Below are 23,923 nucleotides of genomic sequence, written 5' to 3' on the forward strand. Positions count from 1 at the left end.
AAAGCTTATTCGAGGAAGCTGTTGTTCAGCTCGTCGCAAGCCAGCAGGGAAGATAGTTCAGTGTAGTAGGCTCGGTAACAATGGCGAGATGGTCACACCCGTTCCCATCCCGAACACGGAAGTTAAGATTCTCAGCGCCGATGGTAGTTGGGGCGAAAGCCCCTGTGAGAGTAGGACGTTGCCGGGCATAAAAAAGACAATCTGTATTTGCAGGTTGTCTTTTTTAATTTTTAAATATATCCTGAAACAGTTAATTATCATAATAAATACATATTTGCTTCAACCTAGTTCGTGTAAATTCATATTTCTTATATCGGTTAGGGAATAGTATATAGGTAGGAATAAGTTTACAAGAAGGGGAGGCAACTAAATGAATAATGAACCAAGAGATTATATAACAATTGAAGATGAAGACGGGAATCAAAAACAATATGCTGTTGAGGCATTGTTTGATATGGAAGAGGAATCCTATGCCCTGCTAAAAGCGGATGATGAGACGCTCGTCATGAAAATTGAAGGCGAAGAAGGAAATCAATATTTGGTTGGTATTTCTAACCCCGAGGAGAGCGAAGCTATTTTGGCTGCTTATCAAATTGCGGTTGAAAATGCACCGGCTGAAAAGGTATAATATCCCCTTAATAGTTGAACTCACCCCAGATTGTCAAATTTGACTAACAAATTTGGAGTTTAGTTCGTATGTTTCATGAGGTGCCATATTTAATTCCAATACGATCAAAGGATATGATTTTGATTGCTCTGGGACAAACTAAGCTATCTGTAAATTAGGGAGTGAGTAAATGTTTTTGGAAGGAAGTATTATTGCGGGCGAATATGATTCTACCTTGAATGAATTTTCCTTGCAAAGGGTAAAAAGGTTCGAGACTGAATCGATTCTGAAAGAAAATCAGGTTAATCATATACATGAATATTTAAAAAAACATCAACATGAGGAAGATGGCCAAATTATTTCTCTTTATGATCAACTGCTTGTCCCTTTATCACCAAATGAAGTTGACCAATTAATTGAGGACTTGGAAAAAGTTAGATCAATGTTTCATTGAAATTTGCAATATGATTTTGAAGTGCAAATAGCAGGTTAAATAGTGGTGCTATATATAATTAAATAAAATGCCTTTTGTCAAGGAATGAACCCTTTAAAATAAATAGTCCGGCGGCAATTGCGAGGCTGTCCCACCCGTTCACATCCCGAACACCGGAGTTAAGCTTCTCAGTGCCGATAGTAGTTGGGGTGAAAGCCCCTGTGAGAGTAGGACGCTGCCGGGCAAGGGGAAGACAACCTGAAATATGGTTGTCTTTTTTGTGTTTATAAAGGGTAATTGCCTTTAAAAATGGGGCATCGCAGATATATTGGAATAATCGCGGATATATTGAATTTAACGCAGATAAAATCAAATGATCGCAGATATATCCAAAATTATCGCAGATATATGGAGAAACACCGCAGATATAATTTTCTTAGAGTCCATTTTGTAAAAAGAACACCGAAATTTCACCCCAAAACTACGTCAATAAATCCTATTGGAGCAGTAAAGCGCCGATTTTTACCCTCCGACTACGCCAATAGAGCCTATTTGTGCAGTAAACCTTAAATTTTCCCTCACCGACTACGCCAATCGGCGATATTGAAGCAAAAAACCACTCAATTTTCCTCTCACCTACGCCAATTTGTGCACCTATAGCCAGTCCAATCTTTTTTTAAAATCCATCCTACCAATCACTCAGTTACACAATTAATTCAGGTCCATTTTTGGAAAATACCCCCATATTAAAACGAAGCAATTCCCTCATAATAGTCCATCTAATATAAAAAATCCAATCAAAAGCATCTGAAATTGTTCGTTAACGGGAGATTATGAACTTTTTGTGACACATTTCACATTTCAATGTTTTTTTAATAAAAATGATTATAAGATAGTAATGCGAAGTGTGATTTACATCACTTACAAAAAACAATAATCGTAACTTTTGTTATAAACCAAAAGAAAGGGGTATCGCCTTGAAACGAATAGGAGTTTTATTGTCTTTGATTTTTACTATTTTCACAGTGCTTACAGGATGTGAGCCGTTGCTGGTTTTGGATCCCAAAGGACCACAGGCACAGGTTCAAGCGAATGACATTAAGACATCAATTATCATCATGTCATTTATTGTAATTGCCGTGTTTACCATACTCGCGATTATGTTATTCAAATATCGTGCCTCCAAGCAAAACAAAGATTACGAACCACCGCATATTGAAGGGAATGTATGGGTTGAAACGATTTGTGTCGGGATTCCGATTATTATCGTAGCATTCCTTTCCTTTATGTCGGTTAAATCCAACTATGCTGTGGAAGCAGCACCAAATGGATACGGAAATAAGGAACCGTTAGTTATTTATGCCGCTAGTTCCAATTGGAAATGGCATTTCAGCTATCCGGAGGAAAAAATCGAAACCGTCAACTATGTGTATATTCCAACCGATCGACCGGTTGAATTTAAATTATATTCCTACGGACCAATCACTAGCTTCTGGATTCCCCAGCTTGCCGGGCAAAAATATGCGATGGCAGATATGGTGAACACGCTGCACTTGGCCGCCGATGTTCCAGGGGAATATATGGGGCGGAATGCCAACTTTAGCGGCAAAGGCTTCGCAGAAAATACATTCAATGTAAAAGCGATGCCGCAAAAAGAATTCGATGAATGGGTAGACGAAGTAAAGGATACGGCCAAGCCGCTTACCGAAGAAAAATTCACCGAGTTATTGGAACCGGGCCATCTTGGCCAGTCCACTTATACAGGAACACACCTGGGATTCATGCCGCCGCCTGAAGGGGAAAACGGGGGACACAATCATGGTTCCAACGGTGGAGACAAAAATATGGAGCAGCATCAACCGAACGAAACTGATTCAAAAACAGAGCATGAACACCATTAATATTTTTAAATAAAACATCCGAAAGGAGCCAGAATAGGATGGAATTCTTTGAACGTTTTGCAATCCCACATCCAAGTGCGCCAATTTACGCTTCGATGGTAGCCATCGCGCTAACCATAGTAGCGATTATCGCCGGTCTTACCTATTTTAAAAAATGGGGCTATCTCTGGCGCGAATGGTTAACGACCGTCGATCATAAACGAATTGGGATTATGTATCTAATCTCGGCTTTACTCATGTTGTTCAGGGGCGGTGTAGATGCTTTGATGATGCGGGCGCAGCTAGCCGTTCCGGACAATAAGCTGCTTGACGCCCAGCACTACAACGAAGTGTTTACAACACATGGAGTGGTCATGATCATCTTCATGGCGATGCCGTTCATCATGGCATTAATGAACTTTGTCGTACCACTGCAAATCGGGGCCCGCGATGTCGCATTCCCGAGGTTAAATGCCCTGAGCTTCTGGTTGTTCTTCATGGGCGCAATGCTATTTAATATTTCATTCGTGGTCGGCGGTTCGCCGGATGCCGGCTGGACATCGTATTTCCCGCTCGCAGGCAATGAGTTCAGCACATCAGTCGGTTCTAACTACTATATGATCGCGATTCAGATTGCCGGGCTCGGCACGTTAATGACAGGGATCAACTTTATCACAACGATTTTCAAAATGAGAGCGCCGGGCATGACGCTTATGAAAATGCCGATGTTTACCTGGTCAGCATTAATCACAAATGCTATTATTGTTTTCGCGTTCCCGGTATTAACCGTGGCGTTGGCAATGGGAACAATGGACCGCCTGTTCGGCACCCACTTTTTTACAACGAATAATGGCGGTATGGATATGCTTTGGGCAAACCTGTTCTGGGTTTGGGGACACCCGGAGGTATACATCTTGATATTGCCGGCATTCGGGATTTACAGCGAAGTCATCTCGACGTTTGCTCGCCGGAATCTTTACGGCTATAAATCAATGGTTGTTTCGATGGTGCTGATATCATTTATGTCCTTCCTTGTTTGGGTACACCATTTCTTCACCATGGGGCAAGGAGCATTAACAAACAGTATCTTCTCGATTACAACGATGGCGATTGCCGTACCGACAGGAATTAAGATTTTTAACTGGCTGTTTACGCTATATAAAGGAAAAATTGAAATTACGACACCAATGCTATATGCGTTACTATTTATTCCGCTGTTTACCATTGGTGGTGTAACTGGAGTTATGCTCGGGATGTCGGCAGCTGACTATCAGTACCACAATACGATGTTCCTGGTCGCTCACTTCCATATGGTGATCATTCCTGGGGTCGTGTTCGCGATGCTTGCCGGTCTTACCTACTGGTGGCCGAAAATGTTCGGTTTCATGTTAAATGAGCGTCTTGGGAAGCTTGCTGCATGGGTCATCGGCATCAGCACGCTCGTCGCATTCATGCCAATGTTCTTCTCCGGACTGGACGGCCAAGCGCGCCGGATGTACACCTATTCGGCATCAACCGGGTTTGGACCGCTGAACATGATTTCCTTCGTGGGGGCAATTGGTCTCGCCGTTGGTTTTGCGATTATCGTGTATAACGTTTACTATAGTGTTCGTTATGCATCTAGAGACATCGGAGCGGATCCATGGAACGCAAGAACACTTGAGTGGGCAACACATAGCCCGGTACCTGAATATAACTTTGCCATCGTGCCGCATGTCAAATCGGCCGAAGCACTTTGGGATGCCAAGAAAAAGCGTCACATCCTGTTCCAGGGAGATTATGAAAAAATTCATATGCCAAATAACAGCGGTGTGCCGTTTATCATGAGTTCAATCTTCTTTGTTTGGGGCTTTGCAATGATTTTCAGCATGTGGGCAGTGGCCATTATTGCTACCATTGGAATCTTTGCTTGCATGGCTCACCGTTCGGTGGAGATTGATCATGGACGTTATATTTCTGTGAGAAAAATTGAGGAAACTGAAACAAAATTGCGAGGTGCGAAATAATGAAACTAGATCACTCGCTTCCGCTTGAATATCGTACTGAAGAAGGCCAATTGAAAATCTTGGGGTTTTGGATTTTCCTTGGAGCCGAAATCATGCTGTTCGGAACGTTGTTTGCTTCCTATTTTACATTGGTTGACCGTGTCGGAAGCGGACCGTCAGGAGCAGAGATTTTTGAAATTACACCGGTCTTGATTGAAACTCTAGTGTTGTTAACCAGCAGTTTTACGATTGGGCTTGGAATTCACGCCATGAGGCTTGGCCGCAAAAAAGCGATGCTGTCGTTCTTTGCTATCACCTTATTGCTCGGCCTTGCCTTCCTGGGTGTAGAAATTTACGAATTTGTTCACTATGTTCATATTGGAGCTGGGCTGCAAACAAGTGCATTTACAGCCATTCTCCTTACCACATTGGGAACGCACGGTTTGCACGTTACGTTTGGTTTGTTCTGGGGTCTGTTTATTCTCCTCCAGGTGAAAAAACGCGGGTTGACTCCGGAGACAGCCAATAAATCATTCATTTTCTCGCTGTACTGGCATTTCTTAGACGTCGTTTGGATTTTCATTTTCAGCTTCGTCTACCTGAAAGGAATGATGTAAGATGAAAGAATTATTTCCAATGAAACAAATCATGGGCTTTGTCTTTTCCCTCATGCTGACCGTTGTTGCCCTTGCCGTCTACTTTTTAAATATGTCGTTTGCCATGGGCATGACTATCCTGGTGGTGACTGCATTTATTCAGGCGGCTGTCCAGCTGGTCGTGTTTATGCACGCCGGTGAAACGAAGGATAAGGGCGCGATTTATACCAATGTTTATTATGGTGTAGCAATTGCATTGGTCACGATTTTTGGCACATTGCTTACAATGATTTGGGGTTATAACTAATTATTAAAAGGAGCGTCGTAACGGGCGTTCCTTTTTTGCTTGGATTGGGGTTAGCGGAATACCCTTATAAGATTTTTCCAGCATTTCCTCTGTGGCCACAAAAAATATTCCCATCAGAAAAATAAAAACCGCTCCGATGGCAGTTCCAATGCCAATGCCGGTCATCGTACTGGAACCGCTTACGAATAAACTGTAAGAAAGAATCAACAGTCCGATAGTTAGTATGGAACCTCCAATTAATCTTGCTGCATGTAAGATGTTTGTATTTTTCTTCATTTTCAACATTCCCCCTTACTTTATATTATTTATGTTTGTTCACAAAATTGTCAAACTCTTTTTTGTGTTTCTCTTGACAACTGATATTTAATTGTTGAAATTGTTTAATTATGACAAAATAAAAAGGAAAGGGGTAGATGATAACATGGAAACAACAATCAAATGGACTGGCAAAATGGCTTTTTCAGGAGCAACGCCATCCGGACATGAAATCAAAATGGATGCAGCAGAAGAAATCGGAGGGGAAAACTCCGGTGCAAGGCCAACGGAACTGCTGTTAAATGCCGTTGCAGGCTGTACAGGAATTGATATCATTTCGATTTTACAAAAAATGCGCTTGGAACCAAAGTCCTTTCAAATGCAAGTCAAGGGACAACGTGCTGATGAACATCCAAAGCGCTTTACCGCGATTCATATTCATTATAGCTTGGAAGGAGACCTGCCTGAGGATAAGGTAATCCGGGCGATTCAGTTATCAAAGGATAAATATTGTTCAGTGTCACATTCCTTAAATGCAAATATCACCGTGAGTTATTCCATTAATGGCGTGGAGGGGAAAAACCATTTGTAGCCAAGGGTGCATAGGACAACCTGTACATGGTTGTCCTCCTGCCCTTAAAGGATAGGAGTGTTATATATGGAATTAAGACAATTACAGATGTTCATGGAAGTTGCCAAGCATAAAAGCATTACCAGGGCGGCCGAGCATTTGCATCTTTCCCAGCCGGCGTTGAGTAAGTCCATTATGGCTCTTGAGGAGGAACTTGGGATGACCTTGATTATTCGGAGCAACAAAACAAGCGACCTGACCGACGGAGGAAAAGTTGTCCTGGAATATGCTCAAAAAATGACCGCCTTGATGGAGGAAATGAAAACAACATTAAATGATATGACCAACTTGACGAGGGGGCAACTTAATATAGGGCTGCCGCCGTTTATCGGCAGTTTATTTTTCCCAAGGGTAATGGCGAAGTTTCACCAGACCTATCCCAATATAGAACTGAACATTGCCGAATATGGCGGGGCAAGGGTGGTCAAAAGCGTGGAGGAGGGGGAAGTGGAACTTGGTGTCACTGTTCTGCCAATCGATGAGGAGCCATTTCATGTCTATCCGATTGTGGAGGAGGAAATGAAACTGCTCGTTTACAAAGATCATCGCCTTGCAGGCAAAGGAGAAGTGAATGTCAGAGATTTAAAACGGGAGGAATTTGTTTTTTATCATGAAGAATTTTCTCTCAATCAAATCTTGATGAATCATTTTCGGGCATTTGGTATTGAGCCGAAAATCTTGTTTAAGAGCTCCCAATGGGACTTAATGTCGGAAATGGTAGCAGCCAATCTCGGGATTACGATCCTGCCGCAGTCAATTTGCAACCGGGTGTTTAATAAGGACACTATGGTATTGGACTTAAAACCGACCATCCTCTGGAATCTTGCTGTCCTCACGAAGAAAGACCGTTATATTTCCAATGCCGCGAGAACCTTTATTGAATTTATTTTGCAGGACCCATTATAACTTTTGGTTATGAAAATAATTCTAAATATGTATTTTACGAATGAATGATTTCGTCGTACGATATTCCTATCGAACATTTAAGGAGTACATGTGCTCCTTTTTGTGAATCAGGAGGGGTGGAAGGATGAAATTCGGTGTAATTATTCTCCAGGTATTATTGATTCATCTCTTTTTATTTTTGGGTGCAGCCGCTAAAGCCATTATTCCACTGCCGATCCCTGCCTCCATGTTTGGCTTGGCGATATTGTTTTTGGCCATCTGTTTAAAAATGGTCAAATTGGAATGGGTAGAAAAAGGTGCCAATTGGCTGATGGCAGAATTGCTGTTGTTTTTTATCCCTTCAGCAGTAGGGATTGTGAATTACGACGAAATTCTCAGCTTTCAAGGGGCGGAGATCGTTTTCTTAATAGGAATTAGTACAATCCTTGTGATGGGCATGACAGCATGGATTGCTGAAAAAATAATCGGGAAGAAAAGAGGTGGGCGGCATGATGATGGTAACCGTAACCGTCGTAACGTACTTGATGTATCGGTTGGCAAAACGAATTGGCGGTAAATGGAACTATCCATTGTTTCATCCGTTGCTCCTAGCGCCTATTTTGTTAATCGGATTCATCTCTGTGCTCCATATTACGGCAGATGAGTATCTCGATGCGTCCAAATGGCTGACACACATGCTTGGACCGGCAACTGTTGCGTTTGCCGTGCCGATTTATAAAAACCTGCCGGTTGTGAAAAAATACATGTCAACAATCATCATTAGCATCACTTCCGGTACACTGGTGGCGATTTTTTCAACCTTTGCCTTGTCAAAATTATTTCACTTAAACGTGGAGTTTATTACTTCCATCATGCCAAGGTCAATTACAACGCCGATTGCGATCGAGGTATCGAAGGAAATTGGCGGCCTGCCTGCATTGACGACGGTGTTCGTCATTATTACCGGGGTGATTGGGGGAGTTGTCGGCCCAAGCGTAATCAAATGGCTGTCGATTCAAACACCTATTGCAAAAGGGTTAGCTCTAGGAATGGGCGCCCACGGCTGCGGGACTAATAAAGCGCTGGAATATGGGGAAAAGGAAGCGACGTTTTCATCGTTGGGCATGATTTTTGCCGCATGGATTACCTTGCTTTGGGGTGCATTGCTCATTCCTGCCTTAATTAATATACATTAATATAACGCTCGGGGGAAGAATCTCTGAGCGTTATATTATTCCTATGGGTGATTCATTCCATTTTCGGTATAATGATGATAGAAAAAGTTACCAGGAAGAGGGAATGAATGATGGAAGTTGTGATTCGCAAAGCTGAAGATACAGACCGGGAAACCTTTCTTTATTTTGTCCAGGGGCTTAGCAAGTTTAATAGAAGTAACCATCCTGAAGAGGTTACCTATGATGACTATGAAACGGTTTTGAATGCCATCACGAAAAAGGCTGCTGAAACCTTTGACGAGCGGGATCATCGGGTACATATTTTGCTGGCATTTTTAAATGGTCAAGCCGTTGGTTACGCATTGGGACGGGTATTCGATCAGGATGGAACGGCGGATAACGGAACGGGCAAAATGGGGCTGTTTGATGAATTGTTTGTCCTAAACGAAGCAAGAGGGCATGGAATTGGGAAGAAGCTAATTGACAGCCTGATAGATTGGTTCAAAAATGAGGAGATTCATAGAATAAAACTGCACGCATATTCTTGGAACAACAATGCCAAGAAGCTTTATGAGCGGTTGGGATTTAAGGAATATGCTGTTTCTTAGGAAAAATTCCTATAAAAGATATATAGAATGGCAAACTGGATCAACCAGCTTGCCATTCTTTTTTATATATTTTCGACAAATTCATATTCCGGCGGTTTTACTTTAAAGCCTTTTGTCAGCCAGGTCAAGTATACAAGACCAATCGCAAACCAGGCAAGTCCGAACCCGAGGGCCATTGCATCAAGACTGAACCAAAGATAGATGAGGAAGGCCAGCCCAATTAGCGGGAATAGCACGTATCGTGTATAGCTTGCACCCTTCATGGACTGTTTATTTTTAAAATAATATACAATAACAGACAGATTGACGAACGAAAACGCGGTAAAGGCTCCGAAATTGATCAGCGATGTTGCAGTGACAAGGTCAAGAAATAAAGCACTCAAGGACAAAACACCAATAAAAATAATATTAAACACAGGAGTTTGTAATTTTGGATGGACTTTACCGAACCATTTATTCGGTATAACGCCGTCGCGGCCCATCGCAAATAGCAGTCTTGAGGCGCTTGTCTGGGCGGCAAGTCCGGAGGCCAGGACCGATATTAACGCACCGCTTGTAAAAACGGATTGGAACAAAAGCCCGCCAATATGAATCGCAATCTCTGGTGACGCGCCTTCAATATCTTGAAAAATCGAAACATCGGGATATAGGACCTGCATAAAATAAGTGACTGTGATAAAAAAGGCTCCGCCTATCAAGGCAATCCAAAAGATGGCCTTTGGGATATTTTTCTCCGGTTGAATCGTTTCCTCGGATAGAGTAGTGACTGCATCAAACCCAAGAAACGCTAAAGCAAGGATAGCGGCCCCGGAGAAAAGTAGATTCATGCTGATTTCTTCGGAGAAAAACGGATTCAAGCCAAAGCCAGTTCCGCCGTCACCCGAAATAATTGCTCGGATCGTTAAAATAACAAAAATAATAGCTACAAGCAGTTGAAACAGGACGAACAAAGTATTTGCGGAAACAGTGATCTTAATTCCGGCGATATTCATCACTGTGATGATGACAATCAACCCGACAACCCAAACCCAAGATGGTACTGCAGGGAAGCTGGCAGACAAATAAATTCCTGCTAACACGGCATTAATCATCGGCAAAAATAAATAATCGAGCAAAGCCGACCAACCGACAAGAAAACCGAGTTTTGACCCCATGGTTTTTTTAGTATAAGTATAAGCCGACCCGGCATCAGGATAAAGTTTGACCATTTTTCCATAGCTAAGGGCAGTGAATAAAATCGCGATGGTAATTAATATGTAGGAAGCAGGTACATGACCGTGCGTTTCAGCTGAAACAACTCCAAATGTATCGAATACCGCAAATGGTGACATATACGCCAGCCCCAAAAATACGACAGGCGCTACCCCCAGTGTGCGCTTTAATGTTACTTGTGAAGACTCCAATTCTATCATTCCCCTCTCATAATGCATGAATATTATTTTAAAAGAATTATTATGCGATGTGAAGATATTTTTTAAATAAATTTTTTGCGTGATTTTCGTTTATAATGGGGAGGAGGTGAGATTGTTGCAAATGGATCATATTTTGGTAATTAGCCCGATGTACAAACAATTAAGATTGCTCATTGACAAAGAGAACTTGCCAAACAAGTTTCGGTTTTTACCGGAAGAAGAACTGTCGGAGTCCGATATTCGCTGGGCCGATGCACTGGCGGCGTTTAATTTGAAAGGTGACTTGGATTTCAGTCATGTGAAATGGGTACATTCGCTTGGTGCCGGTGTGGACAGGTTTTTATATCAAAAGCCATGGCCTGAAAATGTTTTGTTAACCAGAACCGTTTGCTCTTTTGGCCAAAGAATCGCTGAGTATTGCTTAAGCTACATATTGAAAGACGTACAATTTCACGACGAATTTCAAGCAAGACAGTATGAAAAAAAATGGCGGCCGATGACCCCGAAAATGCTGGCTGAGCAAAAGGTGATCATTTATGGAACCGGGGAGATTGGACAAGCGACGGCGAAGTCTTTATCGCAATTCGGTGTGGAGGTTTACGGTGTTTCGTTAAGCGGGAAACCGAAGGAATATTTTAAAGAGGTCCTGACCGTTGACTCTCATTTTGGCAAGCTAAGTGAAGTAGATTACCTGATTAATACAATGCCGTTGACCGAACAAACGGCTGGTTTTTTCGATGAGAAGGTCTTTGAACAGGTTAATGGTGCAGGATTTATCAATGTCGGCAGAGGGGCGTCGGTCAATGAGGGTGCATTGCTTTCAGCATTGAACAGGAAACAACTCCGATTTGCAGTCCTGGATGTGTTTACGGAGGAACCGCTGCCATCAGCGCATCCGTTGTGGAACCATTCTGGTGTAGTGATCACCCCACATATTTCTGCGGTAACCACACCTGAAGAGGGTGCCGCCTGTTTTTTGGACACATTGAGAAAGATTGAAGAGGGGACGCCGCTCGGTAACGTAGTTGACCGGAATAAAGGGTATTAATTCAATGAAAAAGGTACCAGCCCGGTACCTTTCTTGATTTTTATTTCCTTATCCCTGCCTCTTCGGCCAATTTGGTAAATCTGTCTTTTTCATTTTTTACACTTTTGGCAAAATCGGTTGTAAGAACACCGACTAAAGTGCCAAGCAATGAACCCAAGAGCACAATCAATAGATTGGATGGAGAGGCCACTTCACCGAGACCAGCCCATAAATACATGATGGTTTCCATATTAAGACAAACCTCCTATCAAAACGAAAAGATGCCAACGGGGAAAGGAGTTTTTAAGATGACGATGAAGAGGTAATACATAACAGCATGGTCTGTTTGCACCCTTATTATTATAGTTTTATAGGAGGTATATAGCTTTGTATGGGCGGTGTCTAATCGAAATCAGTGGATAAAACGTTTAATTATATTTATTTTATATAGACTTATCTCATAACTAAATAAATGTAAATATCTCGTTAAATCCGAATGGCTTTCGTCTGCAATTTAAAAGGTACCAGCCGATGGCTGGTACCTTTGTATGAAAATTATGCAGTTATTTAAGTTGTTGAAACTTCTTTTGCTTTCTTTTCTTCTGGAATAATGAAGTTTAACAGGAGTGTCGCCAACGCGCCAACTGTCATGCTCGAAGACAGGATGTAACTAACCCAGTCCGGCGTGCCGGCTAATGCTTCTTTCGGCAGAATTGTAACAGCAATGGTTAACAGAATCGGAATTCCGATAATCATCATATTACGGTCGTTAATAATAATGGGTTGAATAACCTTCATGCCATTCGTAACGATGGCTACACAGACAATCCCAAAGATTCCATTGATCACTGGTTCCGGTATACACGTAATCGCGGTCGAAAGCTTCGGAATAAGACCAAGACAAATTAAGATTCCGCCGGCAACCATCACTACCACTCTGCTTGCAACACCGGTAATCGCCAATAAGCCAGCGTTTGAAGAATAACCTGTCATTGGTGTACTGCCGAACAAGGCACCGACAAAGCAGCCAAGCCCTTCGCCGAATGAGGCACGGTTTAGGCGTTGTTCATCCAATTCCTTCCCGGTAACAGTGGAAACGACGAACCAAGTGCCTGTTGTCTCAATTAAAATAATAAAATAAACAAATGCTACGGTAATAATGGCACTAATATCAAAGACTGGTTTTCCAAAAGGAAAGAGAGAAGGGAGTGAAAACCATGCCGCTTCCTTTATCGGGGTAAAATCAACCTGACCAAACAAACTCGCCGCAATGGTCCCAACGGCAATAGCCAATAATACCGATACCAGGCGGAAGAAGGTGCCGACACCGTGCATTTTTCGGCCTAAAAGCATGCATAGAACAAGAACCCCGGCCGAAATGGCGGCAATCAGAATGTTATCTCCGATTTTTCCTTCCGCATGATAAATACTATTCATCCCAACTGGCATTAAAGAAATTCCCACGATGATAATGACCGTTCCGCCGACGAGTGGAGGAATAAATTTTCTTACCGCTTTTGCAAATAATTTAAATGGATAGCCAAGAATGGCAATCAGAATCGCGCCTGGGATTAAGCTTCCGGCAATTGCTCCCAAACCAAGTTTACCCCCGATTGCTGCAATCGCTCCGATTGGTACATATGAAGGGCCCTGAACCACGGGAAGCTTGATGCCAGTTCCAGTCTGTATCAACGTGGCAATGCCTGTGGCGAGAAAACACATCTGAATAAAAAAGGATGTGTTCTCCGTACTTAGGGAAAGTAATCCCGCAATAATAATTGGCGCAATATATAAATCCATTGCTAATACATGCTGCATCCCCAAAATAAGGGCTTTTCCAAAACTGACTTTATCGTCGACCCCGACAATAATATTATTCTGTTTTTCCAACAAAATCTCCCCTTGTTCGTATTTAAAACAATTACATTAGGATTATAATGTAAAGTTGAATAGTTTTGCAACCTAAACACGAACATTTATTTTAAAAAAATATTTTGTATTCGTATTTTACTTGACCGATTGATTAGGTGCTAATACAATAAAAGGGAGTCAAACGACAGGGGGTTCTAAATTGTTAGAGGATAAGGTATTGCAAGAAGATTGGTTAGTCGCTTGCCGTTCAAGTGATGTAGGGGAAAAGCCGATTCAAATCATGTTAATGGGAGAAAGGATTGCTGTATTCCGGACTAGTGAAGGGGTACATGCTTTCAAGGATTTATGCATTCACCGAGGGGCTGCTCTTTCATTAGGGGAAGTAAAAAATGACTGCCTCGTTTGTCCCTATCATGCTTGGGAATTTAATACGGACGGGGACTGTGTAGCGATTCCGCAATTGCCGGAAGGCCGATCGATTCCCAAGAAGGCAAAAGCAATAAAGTATGCATGTATGGAAAAGTACGGATTTATCTGGATCAATCTTGGTAATAACCAGCCGGAATTATTTTCCTATAAACAATTTGAGACGGAAGGGTATCGCAATGTCATTTGGGGACCGCAGGAGGTTCAAGCGAAACCACCTCGTATTGTTGAAAACTTCTTGGATGTCGGCCATTTGGCGGTGGTGCACGAGGGATATTTAGGAACCGATAGCCACCGAGAGATTCTTGATTATCGCGTTCATTGGGAGGATGACCGGATTTATACCGATGAAATTGCGATTTTTCAACCAGATCCGGATGGTACGGGGGTTCCAAAATATGTTTATTATACGTATGAAATTCTGCGTCCATTCACGGTGTTGTTTACTAAAATAGACAAAGAAACGGATCAAACGCTGACGATTTTATTAACGATTCGTCCGGTTGATGAAAATAAATCGATTGCCTATGGGATTCTTACTTATAGTTATGACCCGGGATTGTCCGATGAAGAAATTGTCGCATTCCAGGATATGATTTTTGCCCAGGATAAGCCGGTCGTTGAGAACCAGAAGCCCGAGGAGCTGCCGCTTGATCTACAGGTGGAGCTATCTCTTGTTTGTGACCGGATGAGTATAGCGTATCGTCAATATTTAAAAGAAATAGGTGTTTTGCTCGGGACTGCATAGTCATATAATGGCTTTAGACACTGGATTAGATTCAAAATGCCAAAATCAGAACATCGCATATTAGACAACAAACGCTCACAGCATAAAAAGCTGTGAGCGTTTGTTATTTTATACATTGACCATATACCCTTGTTGGGTGATAAAGTGGTTCACTGATTTTCCTTTGCCTGATTTAGGACAAATTGCCTCCGTAGGTAAAACGAAATGAGTACACAGCCAAGGAATACAAGAAATCCATGGGCTACTCGCAACGGCTGCCCGGCAAAGAACTGTGGGAGAAAGAGTGAAATTCCTAAAGCAAAGGGGATACCGCTCCATTTTTGGTGCGTTCCCGATTTCCAAATTGTGATCGCAACTATAATGGAAGAAGCGGCAAGAAGGAGAAGACCGATTATGAATAAAATAAGCCCCGGACCCGAACGTACCACATTTGCCATAGTAACTAATTCCGTATTATGTTGAGATACGGCCTCTAACCCTATAGCGTGGAGGCCGTATGTTTCCCCTCCATAAAATGGTAATGTAAAACCAATGCCCAAAATACATAATACTAAAGATGAATGAGTCAGTGATTTCAAAACAGTACCCTTCATTAAGATATGGAGGCCAAGTATCCCTAATGGTAATAATGTAAATGCTATGATGGCACAAATATGGGCAATAAGCCATTCAGTTGATGCAAAAGCAGCAGCGCCTTCCAGTGATGATTCATCAGAGAAGGGACGAATTGCTGGATAGAGGACAAACAATATGCCAGAAATGAATAGCGATAAAGCACTAAAATGATTTCGAATCATGACTTTGGGTTCCTCCTGACAAGTAACTTGCGAATAATATTCTTTAAATATATTCTTCATTTATAAAAAACTTCCTCTTTTTGTTGAGCAGCTTGTGGGAGATATTTGTCTTGTTGAACTCGGTAGTCATCGGGTTGGAAGTTTTTTGTGCTTTGTTTATAATAATTAGTTAAAAGCTTGTCTAAAAAATGAGGTAATCGCGGATGAACTTAAAATATCAATTAACTCGTGCTTTTTTTGTTAGTCTTATTTCGTTAACGGCATTTGCTTCGATGGCCGCTCTTGTGAGTGCCGATAAAGTTGTCCGATTTGATAAGGCAATCATAGCAACTGTCCAAGGCTTGGAGTCTCCTTGGTTAACATCAGTAATGGAGTTATTTACATGGATCGGTTCAACGAAGGTTGTGGTTGTCATCTGCCTGTTGATAATCTTTTTTCTTTATAACGTGTTGCACCATCGTTCAGAATTAATGTTGTTGATTGCCGTGGTGACCGGTACGCCAATCTTGAACCACTATTTAAAAGCTTTTTTTCACCGCGCCCGGCCTGATTTTCATCGACTGATAGAAATTGGCGGCTACAGTTTCCCAAGCGGTCACGCGATGAATGCTTTTTCAGTATATGCCATTTTGGCCTTCCTGTTGTGGCGACATATTCCTACTCGGCTTGGGCGCAGTGTGCTGATTCTGTTTAGTGGTTTTATGATTGTAATGATTGGAGTGAGCCGCATTTATTTGGGGGTCCATTATCCGAGTGACATCATCGGTGGATACTTCGCAAGCGGGTTTTGGCTGACAGCCGCCATTTGGTTCTTCCAATGGTATAAGGAAAGGCAGCCACGGCTTGAGGCAAGGGAGCTTGGGCGGAATGAAGGCTAGGGAAGGTCGGTACTATGTGCCGGCTTTTTGTATGCCTATTTTTTGTGGGACTTTAGAGAGAGGCAGAGGGAGAAGGGGTTATTTTACCCGTGAGGAAGAGGCGGGAGGGGTCAACGGTAAAAAAGAAGGCATTATTTTACCCGTGAAGTAGGGGCAGAAGGGGTCAACGGTAAAAAAGAAGGGGTTATTTTACCCGTAAGGAAGAGGCAGGAGGGGTCAACGGTAAAAAAGAAGGGGTTATTTTGCCCGTGAGGAAGAGGCGGGAGGGGTCAACGGTAAAAAAGAAGGCATTATTTTACCCGTGAAGTAGGGGCAGAAGGGGTCAACGGTAAAAAAGAAGGGGTTATTTCTAATAAGTATGACAAATAGGGCTACAATAAAAAGGATTCTATCCCTAGGAGTGAAAACATTGACAGAAAAAAATCCTATTGAGTTTACAGGTAAAGTCCTTGACCAAAGAAACAACCTGACTGGACCGGATGACGGTAAAGCTACATACCCTGACCGGCCAAAAAATGTGGCAATCAAGCAGCAGCTTAATAAAAAATAGCGGTCAAAGGCTGTCGTTGTGGCAGCCTTTCGTTTATTCTGGCGGCAAGCATTAAAGTTTCTTTCCTGGGTTCACAAAGGTACTATAGAGATGTAACTTTTTAGAAAGGAAAAATTGTTATGTCAAACATTCATATACCATTATCAGTATTAAATCTGGCCCCCATCCGCGAAGGACAAGGCCCGAAACAAGCCATTGATGCAATGATCGACCTCGCTCAAGCAGTGGAAAAAATGGGCTATAAACGCTATTGGATTGCCGAGCATCATAACACACCGACACTTGTCAGCTCCGCAACAGCCATTCTAATCAAACATACATTGGAACATACGACCACCATATTGGTCGGTTCCGGCGGAATTATGCTTCCCAACCATTCACCGCTTGTGGTGGCCGAACAATTCGGAACGATGGCGACCATTTACCCTGGACGTGTGGAATTGGGGCTGGGGCGCGCACCAGGCACAGATATGCAAACTGCAAGTGCGTTAAGAAGATCCAAAAATGATTCGGTATTTACCTTCCCGGAAGATGTCCAGGCCTTGCTGACCTATTTTGGTCCTGAAGAAGAACAAGGATATGTTAGGGCCTATCCTGGAGTCAGCACGGAGGTTCCGATTTATATTCTCGGCTCTTCCACCGATTCCGCCTATTTAGCCGCAAGCTTGGGACTGCCTTATGTATTTGCTTCTCATTTTGCACCAAGATACATGGAAGAGGCGATTTCAATTTACCGCAACCGGTTCCAGCCGTCCGAGTACCTCGATAAGCCATATATGATGGTTTGTTTAAATATCATTGCAGCAGAGACGGATGAGGAGGCAAGATTCCAGTCGACCACGATGCAGCAATTTTTCTTGAACGTGGTCCGTGGGTCAAGGATGCCGCTGCGGCCGCCGGTTGAAAATATGGATTCTATTTGGAATCCAATGGAAAAGGAAATGGCCAGCTCCATGACGAGTGTGACGCTGTTAGGAAGCAAGGAAACGATACGGCACCAGTTGGCAAGCTTCCAGGAAAAATACAATGTTGACGAGATTATGGCTGTAACCTATATTTTTGAGCCGGAAAAACAAAAACGTTCGTATGAGATTTTGAAAGAAATCGTTGATAGTAATTAAGACAACAAAAGATCGAGTATGGGATTTCTAAAATCCCATACTCGCTTTTTTTTCTTAATTGTTCGTCAGAGAAATCTTCCAACCAGTTTTCAGGTTAACAATTTGGTGATAGTAAAAATATTTGTTTTCTTGTATAAATTTTTTACCTATATATAAAAACGGCCTTTTTTTTAAAAAAGATATTGTATAAATAGTATTAGGTGTTTAAATATTATGAATTTTCAAAAACGAGTAAATCTCTACAAACAAAACAAAGGGAGGTGAAAACTAAAAGTCTCTACAAGAAATGAAAGTATATTTGTTCAGTGTGCACCGTGATCCTAATGAAAAAGTTCCGTAAAAAAGAATTTAGGGGGAAAAACAATGAGAAAAATTGGGATATTTGCACTCGTACTTGTATTACTGGCCTTGACAGGATGTTCCGGTCAAACCAGCTCTAATGATCAAAAGGATGGACAGAAAAAGGAGAGCTCTACTATATCACTTGGTGTCGCTACATGGGTTGGGTACGGACCACTTTGGATTGCTCAAGAAAAAGGGTTCTTTAAAAAGAATGGCGTGGATGTCAATCTGATGAAAATGGAAAGTAATACGGACCGTCGGACAGCTTTGGCTGCTAATCGGATTCAAGGGTTTGCTTCGACCGTGGATACACATGTTGTTTCTGCTGCAAGTAATGTCGATGTTGTTCAGGTGGTAGCTCTGGATGAGTCCCACGGCGGAGATGGAATTGTCGCAAAAAAGGAAATTAAGAGCATAAAAGATCTTAAAGGTAAGCGTGTGGCCGTTCAAACTGACGGAGGAGCAAGTTTCTTCTGGTTTTTATATTTGTTGAAGCAGGAGGGAATTGATTTTAAAGAAATTGAAGCTCAAAACATGACAGCTGGGGATGCCGGAGCTGCATTCGTAGCAAATAAAGTCGATGCCGCCGTTACATGGGAGCCGTGGCTAACGAAGGCCAAGGACACTGAATTTGGAAGCGTTCTCATGACAAGCGATGTCTCTCCGGGAGTCATTACCAGTACGATTGCCATGCGTCAGGATTTCGTAAAGGGTAACCCAAAAGCGGTAAAAGCATTAGTTAAATCCTGGTTTGAAGCAGTGGATTTCTTTAAAACCAATAAGCAAGAAGCATTAGAAATTATGGGGAAAGCCATGGGACAGTCTCCTGCTGAACTGGAAGAAGCATTAAAAGGCATTCGTCTTTATGATCAGGAAGGAAATCAGAAACTATTTGGAACAAAGGAGCAGCCGGGGGAATTGTACAAACTGTCAAAGCTGGGTGCTGAATTTTGGAAGGAACATAAATTAATTCAGAATGAGCCAAAAATTGATGAACTGATTGATTACTCATTCGTTCAATAAAGGGGGAGATTGCTTCTATGGAAAAAGTGGCGAAAAGCGAAGAAATAGTCAGTCAGCCACCCATTATTCCATATCAATCGGAACGAAATGGGTCTAGGAAAAGCAGAAAATGGCTACTGCCTCAGGCGGAGATACCGCGCAAATTATATGTCGGAATCAGCGTAGTTAGTATTGTTCTATTATTTGCCATCTGGTCATTAATAACCTATAGCGGAATGGTAGACCCGCTTTTTCTGCCAACACCTACTAAAATCATCAAGTCGGGTGCTGCCTTATTTATGGAACAAGGATTTATTAGTGATATTTGGATTACCATTTACCGGGTTCTTGCAGGCTTTCTAATTGCTGTCCTGATTGGTTTGCCTCTAGGGGTCTTTATGGGGACATTTAAAGTGGTTGAAGCCTTTTTTGAACCTATTATTTCTGCGATCCGTTACATGCCGGCATCCGCATTTATACCTCTTTTCATCTTATGGATTGGTGTAGGAGAGCTTGAGAAAATTACGATTATCTTTGTTGGTACGTTTTTCTCGTTAGTGTTGATGGTTTCAGTAGAAGTTGGGAATGTTCGGCGTGAGCTGCTAGAGGCTGCATACACGCTTGGCAGATCTAAATTTGATGTCGTTCGTTCCGTCATTCTTCCTGCCTCTATGCCAGGAATAATGGAAACTATTCGATTAATCCTTGGCTGGGCATGGTCGTATATCATTGTAGCGGAGCTTGTTGCGTCAGCTTCTGGGATTGGAAGTTTAATTTTGGAATCCCAGCGAATGCTGAATACTGGGAATATTATTTTTGGGATCGTCACCATTGGAGTACTTGGTTTACTGTCTGATTTAATTTTAAAAATAGGCATCCGAAAAGCATTCCCATGGCATTATGGAAGGTGATGAAAGTAATGGTGAATTCAAAACTACAAATAAAGAATGTAACGAAAGTATTTTCTGGGAATAAAGGGAGCAATGTACTGGCCCTTGACAATACCAATCTAACCATCTTACCCAATGAATTCATTACCATTCTTGGTCCGTCAGGCTGCGGAAAATCGACACTGCTAAGGATTGTAGCTGGTCTTGAAGAGCAGACCACGGGCCAGGTTTTTCTGGATGAACAGGAGGTTCACGGACCATCTTCCAACCGAGGCATGGTTTTTCAAGCCTATTCCTTATTTCCATGGCTTACGGTTGAGGAAAATATTCAATTTGGGCTAAAACATAAAGAATTGAGTACGGAGGAGCGTAACGAAATAGTAAGCAATTACATTGAATTAGTTCAGTTAAAGGGTTTTGAAAGACACTATCCGAGGCAGCTATCAGGAGGGATGCAGCAACGGGTGGCGATTGCTAGGGCGCTTGCCAATGATCCGGAAATTCTGCTGCTCGATGAACCGTTTGGAGCGCTGGATAATCAAACTCGGACACTTATGCAGGAGCTGCTGCTGGAGATTTGGGAGAAATCTCACAAGACAATTCTTTTTATCACACATGATGTGGAGGAATCTATTTATCTTGCAAATCGAGTGGTTGTGATGACTTCCCGTCCTGGAAAAATTAAAGCGGATATTCCAATTGAGCTCGAGCATCCGCGTCCTTACAGCATAAAGGTAGAACCACGTTTCCTAGCCTATAAAGAACAGTTGACGGAGTTAATTCGCGAGGAAAGCTTGAAGGCCATGCTGGAAGTGAAATAGGATTTTACTATACAGATAGTTAAAAAAGTGCAATATATCATAAAAATGAATACTTACAGAAAAGAAAAGGCAATTATATAATTATGAATAATCAGAAAACTTTTAAACATTTTAAATTATTGGAGGGTTTTTCAATGACCATTAAACAAGAAAAATTTTTAACCGAGTTTAAAGCAATTAAAGAGGAGCTTAAGGAATACGCTCATGACAAAGCGCTTAAGTTTTGGACGCGTGAAGATCTTTCCCATGAGGAAGTTTTCACCGCAATTGAACAGCGGGTATGGCTTGAAATTGCTTATGTGTTTTTCCTTGGTAAGCAGATCAATGATTACTGGAAAGAATTAGATAGAACCACGGTAACCGCTCTTTGTAAGCATATGTGGGAGGAAGCACACCATTATGAAATCATTTGCCGTGTGCTTGAAAAGCATGGATATACAGCCCCAACGGAACCGCCAAAAGAGCACCTTGGCTGGGAAAACCTGCACTGGGAAGCGTTGGCAAAGGACCGTGCCTGTGCTGTTGCGGTTTGGAACTGTTCCGAAACTTCAACAACAACGACTCATGACATTGTTATCGAAAACTGTAAGAGAATTGGCCTTCCAGACTTGGCAAGATGCTATGAAACTATTAAAAAGGATGAAGAATTTCATGCCAGACTTGGAGAAATGATTGTTCAAAGGTATGTGGTAAGTGACCAGGAACGTGAAAATGCGATTTGGGGTGCCCGCCGCCTCCGAGAAGAAATGATTCATTACTATGACACCATTTACCCTGTTCCTAATGAAGTTTAAGAAAGTATAAGACCCCCTGAGGTGAGTCAGACTCATTGCTTTTTTACAGGTCTGACTCCTTTTAATCTTTGAAGGAAACAGGAAATCATTAATAATAATCGAATTTGTATGAAAGAGATTAAACTTACTTACCTTTCTAAAACTGAGTAATGAAAGAGTGTGGGAGATGAAAAATAAAATACTTCTAACAACGATAGATAGTAATGTGATTAATCTTTTTCAACAAATAAATAGTGAGTATAAATTCGGTTTGTCAATCGAAGAAGGGGACAAGAATGTTTTATTAACCGAGGACACGTTAATCAGTCCGGAAACGTTAGCTCTTCTTATAGACCTTGATGATATGACTAAATGGGGTCAGGATATTATTCACCAACAATTGTCCAAGAAGAATTTTCCTCTGCCGGTGATTGTTTTAAAAGACCGTTTTTCTAATCAAGAAATGAGATTGCTTTTTAAAAATGGGGTCTTTGATTGCCTAACCAAGCCATTAGAGGAGGAAGTGGTTTATCGGCTGCTCCATGAACTGCGAAATGAACTTCAGCATTCTAATCAGAGACTCCAGCAAGGCTATGATGACCCTCACAATATTATGTCTTCTCTAAGAGTCAGTCTGATCTATAACCTACTTTATGGAAATATAATGAGCTCAAGAGAAATTTGGCATCAGAGTAAGTTAATTGGCTTAACCACAGTCCCTAATACGGCGATGGCTTTTCAAATTGATGAATTTTTTTGGAGCAACAGAGAAAAGGGAAAACAGTGGCAGGATATTGTCCGCAATAAAATAATCACGGTGACGCGGCAATTATTTAAAAATGAAAATCATGAAAGCTTAGCGATGGGAACGGCAGCCGACCAGTATGCCATTTTGCTCTCACTGCCATTTCAACAAAACCAGGATGGATATAAGCAGCTGGCAATAAAGCTAGCAGAGCAAGCGAAAAAATATATTCATAAACAAACAGGGTATACCGTTACGATAGGAATTGGCAATTATTTTGAAGACGTGAGAAATCTCCATTTTTCCTATCAGGAGGCAAAAAACGCCCTAAAACATAAGTTTTTCCATGGGAAGGATCTAGTCATCCATCAAGATGATACAGAGAGATTTGACAATGAATTTGTGTTATTGCCTAACCTGGAGGTATCGTTATTAGCTAATAAATTAATGGTTGCGGATATTTCAGCTGTATCTGAAACGGTGAGGAACTTATTTCAAAAATTGTCCTTATCTAAAACGGTTGACCCTGAAGTCTTAGTCATGCAAATTTCGGAAATTTCAACAATGCTGGGGCGCGCAGCCATCAACGGCGGTGCCAACCAGAAGGAGGTTCACACTATATTGCAGGAGTATTCATCTTTCCTGCAATACGTTGAAAATATCGCTCAGTTAGAACAATGGCTGCGAGATTTGACCCATCGTTTCCTTGATTTGATTACAAACAATCATAACGCTCATACTCTTAAATCGATCCAAAAGGCGATGGAATTTATTGAAGGGCATTATTTAGAGGGCATCACATTGGAAAAAGTAGCAAGCTACGTCCACCTAAGCCCTACATATTTTAGCCGGATTTTTAAAAATGCGACAGGCAGGAACTTTGTTGAGTACATTACGTATTTACGGATTGAAAAGGCCAAAGAATTACTGAAGGACTTGAATTACACAGTCTATCAAATCGCCTTTGAAGTTGGCTATAGTAATTCCCATTACTTTAGCAGGGTATTTAAATCGATGGTAGGAAAGACACCAAGTGAATTTCGCAATTCCATCTTGGTTCCTTCCGGTATTACAACTGAAGGACTACTGAATTAATAAAGGGAACGAGGAAAGTATTCAATCGTTCCCTTTGATTATAGCTTCTATGCAGAAAAGAG

At 41.8% G+C, this 23,923-nt stretch carries 26 protein-coding genes and 2 rRNA genes; 23 read left to right on the forward strand and 5 right to left on the reverse strand.

Going from position 1 to position 23,923, the window contains the following annotated elements; all coding sequences use genetic code 11:
• The first annotated feature begins 70 nt into the window (after positions 1–70).
• From rrf (M3234_RS18285) to qoxD, 8 genes are all read left to right on the forward strand, one after another.
• Positions 71–187, forward strand: a 5S ribosomal RNA gene (gene rrf, locus M3234_RS18285).
• A 183-nt stretch (positions 188–370) separates the two neighbouring features.
• Entirely contained in the window at positions 371–628 is a 258-nt protein-coding gene (locus M3234_RS18290; protein WP_262306098.1) for a DUF1292 domain-containing protein, read from the forward strand.
• Between the two features lie 169 nt (positions 629–797).
• Entirely contained in the window at positions 798–1,061 is a 264-nt protein-coding gene (locus M3234_RS18295) for a hypothetical protein (protein WP_262306099.1), read from the forward strand.
• Positions 1,062–1,167: 106 nt separating this feature from the next.
• Positions 1,168–1,284 (forward strand): 5S ribosomal RNA (gene rrf, locus M3234_RS18300).
• A 733-nt stretch (positions 1,285–2,017) separates the two neighbouring features.
• Positions 2,018–2,941, forward strand: coding sequence for a cytochrome aa3 quinol oxidase subunit II (gene qoxA / locus M3234_RS18305; RefSeq protein ID WP_262306100.1), 924 nt, complete (start codon positions 2,018–2,020; stop codon positions 2,939–2,941).
• A 38-nt stretch (positions 2,942–2,979) separates the two neighbouring features.
• On the forward strand, positions 2,980–4,926 hold the full coding sequence (qoxB, locus tag M3234_RS18310) for a cytochrome aa3 quinol oxidase subunit I (protein ID WP_262306101.1): 1,947 nt from the start codon (positions 2,980–2,982) through the stop codon (positions 4,924–4,926).
• Positions 4,926–5,522 (forward strand): cytochrome aa3 quinol oxidase subunit III, encoded by a 597-nt coding sequence (gene qoxC / locus M3234_RS18315; RefSeq protein ID WP_066318675.1) that lies wholly within the window; start codon positions 4,926–4,928, stop codon positions 5,520–5,522. The genes qoxB and qoxC overlap by 1 nt, the downstream gene beginning before the upstream one ends.
• Before the next feature lies 1 nt (position 5,523).
• A complete protein-coding gene (gene qoxD, locus M3234_RS18320; protein WP_262306102.1) occupies positions 5,524–5,808 on the forward strand; it encodes a cytochrome aa3 quinol oxidase subunit IV in 285 nt (94 codons plus the stop codon).
• Positions 5,809–5,811: 3 nt separating this feature from the next.
• Here the strand turns inward: qoxD and M3234_RS18325 are convergent, their stop codons facing one another.
• Entirely contained in the window at positions 5,812–6,084 is a 273-nt protein-coding gene (locus M3234_RS18325) for a hypothetical protein (protein WP_262306103.1), read from the reverse strand.
• 145 nt (positions 6,085–6,229) lie between these two features.
• Here M3234_RS18325 and M3234_RS18330 point away from each other — a divergent pair, with 145 nt between their 5' ends.
• The 5 genes from M3234_RS18330 to M3234_RS18350 all read left to right on the forward strand — a co-directional run bounded on the left by M3234_RS18330 (position 6,230) and on the right by M3234_RS18350 (position 9,362).
• Positions 6,230–6,655 (forward strand): OsmC family protein, encoded by a 426-nt coding sequence (locus tag M3234_RS18330; RefSeq protein WP_262306104.1) that lies wholly within the window; start codon positions 6,230–6,232, stop codon positions 6,653–6,655.
• Positions 6,656–6,721: 66 nt separating this feature from the next.
• Complete coding sequence (locus tag M3234_RS18335; RefSeq protein WP_262306105.1) at positions 6,722–7,600, forward strand: LysR family transcriptional regulator; 879 nt, start codon at positions 6,722–6,724, stop codon at positions 7,598–7,600.
• A gap of 124 nt (positions 7,601–7,724) precedes the next feature.
• Entirely contained in the window at positions 7,725–8,156 is a 432-nt protein-coding gene (locus tag M3234_RS18340; RefSeq protein WP_262306106.1) for a CidA/LrgA family protein, read from the forward strand.
• Positions 8,089–8,775 (forward strand): LrgB family protein, encoded by a 687-nt coding sequence (locus M3234_RS18345; protein WP_262306107.1) that lies wholly within the window; start codon positions 8,089–8,091, stop codon positions 8,773–8,775. Before M3234_RS18340 ends, M3234_RS18345 begins: the two co-directional genes overlap by 68 nt.
• Before the next feature lie 107 nt (positions 8,776–8,882).
• A complete protein-coding gene (locus tag M3234_RS18350) occupies positions 8,883–9,362 on the forward strand; it encodes a GNAT family N-acetyltransferase (protein ID WP_262306108.1) in 480 nt (159 codons plus the stop codon).
• A 62-nt stretch (positions 9,363–9,424) separates the two neighbouring features.
• Here the strand turns inward: M3234_RS18350 and M3234_RS18355 are convergent, their stop codons facing one another.
• A complete protein-coding gene (locus tag M3234_RS18355; protein WP_262306109.1) occupies positions 9,425–10,765 on the reverse strand; it encodes an APC family permease in 1,341 nt (446 codons plus the stop codon).
• A gap of 130 nt (positions 10,766–10,895) precedes the next feature.
• Between M3234_RS18355 and M3234_RS18360 the strand changes: the two genes are divergently transcribed.
• Positions 10,896–11,822: a D-2-hydroxyacid dehydrogenase gene (locus M3234_RS18360; protein ID WP_262306287.1), complete on the forward strand. Its 927-nt coding sequence runs from the start codon at positions 10,896–10,898 to the stop codon at positions 11,820–11,822.
• A gap of 40 nt (positions 11,823–11,862) precedes the next feature.
• On the opposite strand, the gene M3234_RS18365 is transcribed toward M3234_RS18360, so the two are convergent.
• Entirely contained in the window at positions 11,863–12,051 is a 189-nt protein-coding gene (locus tag M3234_RS18365) for a hypothetical protein (RefSeq protein ID WP_262306110.1), read from the reverse strand.
• A 317-nt stretch (positions 12,052–12,368) separates the two neighbouring features.
• A complete protein-coding gene (locus tag M3234_RS18370; protein WP_262306111.1) occupies positions 12,369–13,691 on the reverse strand; it encodes a uracil-xanthine permease family protein in 1,323 nt (440 codons plus the stop codon).
• Between the two features lie 181 nt (positions 13,692–13,872).
• Between M3234_RS18370 and M3234_RS18375 the strand changes: the two genes are divergently transcribed.
• Complete coding sequence (locus tag M3234_RS18375) at positions 13,873–14,847, forward strand: aromatic ring-hydroxylating oxygenase subunit alpha (protein WP_262306112.1); 975 nt, start codon at positions 13,873–13,875, stop codon at positions 14,845–14,847.
• Between the two features lie 149 nt (positions 14,848–14,996).
• Here the strand turns inward: M3234_RS18375 and M3234_RS18380 are convergent, their stop codons facing one another.
• The gene (locus tag M3234_RS18380) at positions 14,997–15,704 is read right to left on the reverse strand and encodes a hypothetical protein (protein ID WP_262306113.1); all 708 of its coding nucleotides are present in this window, start codon (positions 15,702–15,704) and stop codon (positions 14,997–14,999) included.
• Positions 15,705–15,847: 143 nt separating this feature from the next.
• Between M3234_RS18380 and M3234_RS18385 the strand changes: the two genes are divergently transcribed.
• From M3234_RS18385 to M3234_RS18420, 8 genes are all read left to right on the forward strand, one after another.
• A complete protein-coding gene (locus tag M3234_RS18385; RefSeq protein WP_262306114.1) occupies positions 15,848–16,522 on the forward strand; it encodes a phosphatase PAP2 family protein in 675 nt (224 codons plus the stop codon).
• Between the two features lie 409 nt (positions 16,523–16,931).
• Positions 16,932–17,072 carry a hypothetical protein gene (locus M3234_RS18390; protein ID WP_262306115.1) on the forward strand — a complete coding sequence of 47 codons (141 nt, stop codon included), beginning with the start codon at positions 16,932–16,934 and terminating at the stop codon, positions 17,070–17,072.
• Positions 17,073–17,191: 119 nt separating this feature from the next.
• Positions 17,192–18,193: an LLM class flavin-dependent oxidoreductase gene (locus M3234_RS18395; RefSeq protein ID WP_262306116.1), complete on the forward strand. Its 1,002-nt coding sequence runs from the start codon at positions 17,192–17,194 to the stop codon at positions 18,191–18,193.
• 363 nt (positions 18,194–18,556) lie between these two features.
• Positions 18,557–19,558 carry an ABC transporter substrate-binding protein gene (locus tag M3234_RS18400; protein WP_262306117.1) on the forward strand — a complete coding sequence of 334 codons (1,002 nt, stop codon included), beginning with the start codon at positions 18,557–18,559 and terminating at the stop codon, positions 19,556–19,558.
• A gap of 17 nt (positions 19,559–19,575) precedes the next feature.
• Entirely contained in the window at positions 19,576–20,448 is an 873-nt protein-coding gene (locus tag M3234_RS18405) for an ABC transporter permease (protein ID WP_262306118.1), read from the forward strand.
• Positions 20,449–20,456: 8 nt separating this feature from the next.
• Positions 20,457–21,248, forward strand: coding sequence for an ABC transporter ATP-binding protein (locus M3234_RS18410; RefSeq protein ID WP_262306119.1), 792 nt, complete (start codon positions 20,457–20,459; stop codon positions 21,246–21,248).
• Between the two features lie 134 nt (positions 21,249–21,382).
• Positions 21,383–22,042 (forward strand): hypothetical protein, encoded by a 660-nt coding sequence (locus M3234_RS18415; protein ID WP_262306120.1) that lies wholly within the window; start codon positions 21,383–21,385, stop codon positions 22,040–22,042.
• Positions 22,043–22,208: 166 nt separating this feature from the next.
• The gene (locus M3234_RS18420) at positions 22,209–23,861 is read left to right on the forward strand and encodes a helix-turn-helix domain-containing protein (protein WP_262306121.1); all 1,653 of its coding nucleotides are present in this window, start codon (positions 22,209–22,211) and stop codon (positions 23,859–23,861) included.
• The last annotated feature ends 62 nt before the right edge of the window (positions 23,862–23,923 follow it).

Source organism: Neobacillus niacini (assembly GCF_023715785.1).
Lineage (GTDB): Bacteria > Bacillota > Bacilli > Bacillales > Cytobacillaceae > Neobacillus > Neobacillus niacini_E.

Coding starts and splice junctions, on each gene's coding strand:
- M3234_RS18290 (WP_262306098.1), top strand. CDS start 371: ATGAATAATGAACCAAGAGATTATATAACAATTGAAGATGAAGACGGG.
- M3234_RS18295 (WP_262306099.1), top strand. CDS start 798: ATGTTTTTGGAAGGAAGTATTATTGCGGGCGAATATGATTCTACCTTG.
- qoxB (WP_262306101.1), top strand. CDS start 2,980: ATGGAATTCTTTGAACGTTTTGCAATCCCACATCCAAGTGCGCCAATT.
- qoxC (WP_066318675.1), top strand. CDS start 4,926: ATGAAACTAGATCACTCGCTTCCGCTTGAATATCGTACTGAAGAAGGC.
- qoxD (WP_262306102.1), top strand. CDS start 5,524: ATGAAAGAATTATTTCCAATGAAACAAATCATGGGCTTTGTCTTTTCC.
- M3234_RS18325 (WP_262306103.1), bottom strand. CDS start 6,084: ATGAAGAAAAATACAAACATCTTACATGCAGCAAGATTAATTGGAGGT.
- M3234_RS18330 (WP_262306104.1), top strand. CDS start 6,230: ATGGAAACAACAATCAAATGGACTGGCAAAATGGCTTTTTCAGGAGCA.
- M3234_RS18335 (WP_262306105.1), top strand. CDS start 6,722: ATGGAATTAAGACAATTACAGATGTTCATGGAAGTTGCCAAGCATAAA.
- M3234_RS18340 (WP_262306106.1), top strand. CDS start 7,725: ATGAAATTCGGTGTAATTATTCTCCAGGTATTATTGATTCATCTCTTT.
- M3234_RS18345 (WP_262306107.1), top strand. CDS start 8,089: ATGATGATGGTAACCGTAACCGTCGTAACGTACTTGATGTATCGGTTG.
- M3234_RS18350 (WP_262306108.1), top strand. CDS start 8,883: ATGATGGAAGTTGTGATTCGCAAAGCTGAAGATACAGACCGGGAAACC.
- M3234_RS18360 (WP_262306287.1), top strand. CDS start 10,896: ATGGATCATATTTTGGTAATTAGCCCGATGTACAAACAATTAAGATTG.
- M3234_RS18365 (WP_262306110.1), bottom strand. CDS start 12,051: ATGGAAACCATCATGTATTTATGGGCTGGTCTCGGTGAAGTGGCCTCT.
- M3234_RS18380 (WP_262306113.1), bottom strand. CDS start 15,704: ATGAAGAATATATTTAAAGAATATTATTCGCAAGTTACTTGTCAGGAG.
- M3234_RS18385 (WP_262306114.1), top strand. CDS start 15,848: ATGAACTTAAAATATCAATTAACTCGTGCTTTTTTTGTTAGTCTTATT.
- M3234_RS18395 (WP_262306116.1), top strand. CDS start 17,192: ATGTCAAACATTCATATACCATTATCAGTATTAAATCTGGCCCCCATC.
- M3234_RS18400 (WP_262306117.1), top strand. CDS start 18,557: ATGAGAAAAATTGGGATATTTGCACTCGTACTTGTATTACTGGCCTTG.
- M3234_RS18405 (WP_262306118.1), top strand. CDS start 19,576: ATGGAAAAAGTGGCGAAAAGCGAAGAAATAGTCAGTCAGCCACCCATT.
- M3234_RS18410 (WP_262306119.1), top strand. CDS start 20,457: ATGGTGAATTCAAAACTACAAATAAAGAATGTAACGAAAGTATTTTCT.
- M3234_RS18415 (WP_262306120.1), top strand. CDS start 21,383: ATGACCATTAAACAAGAAAAATTTTTAACCGAGTTTAAAGCAATTAAA.
- M3234_RS18420 (WP_262306121.1), top strand. CDS start 22,209: ATGAAAAATAAAATACTTCTAACAACGATAGATAGTAATGTGATTAAT.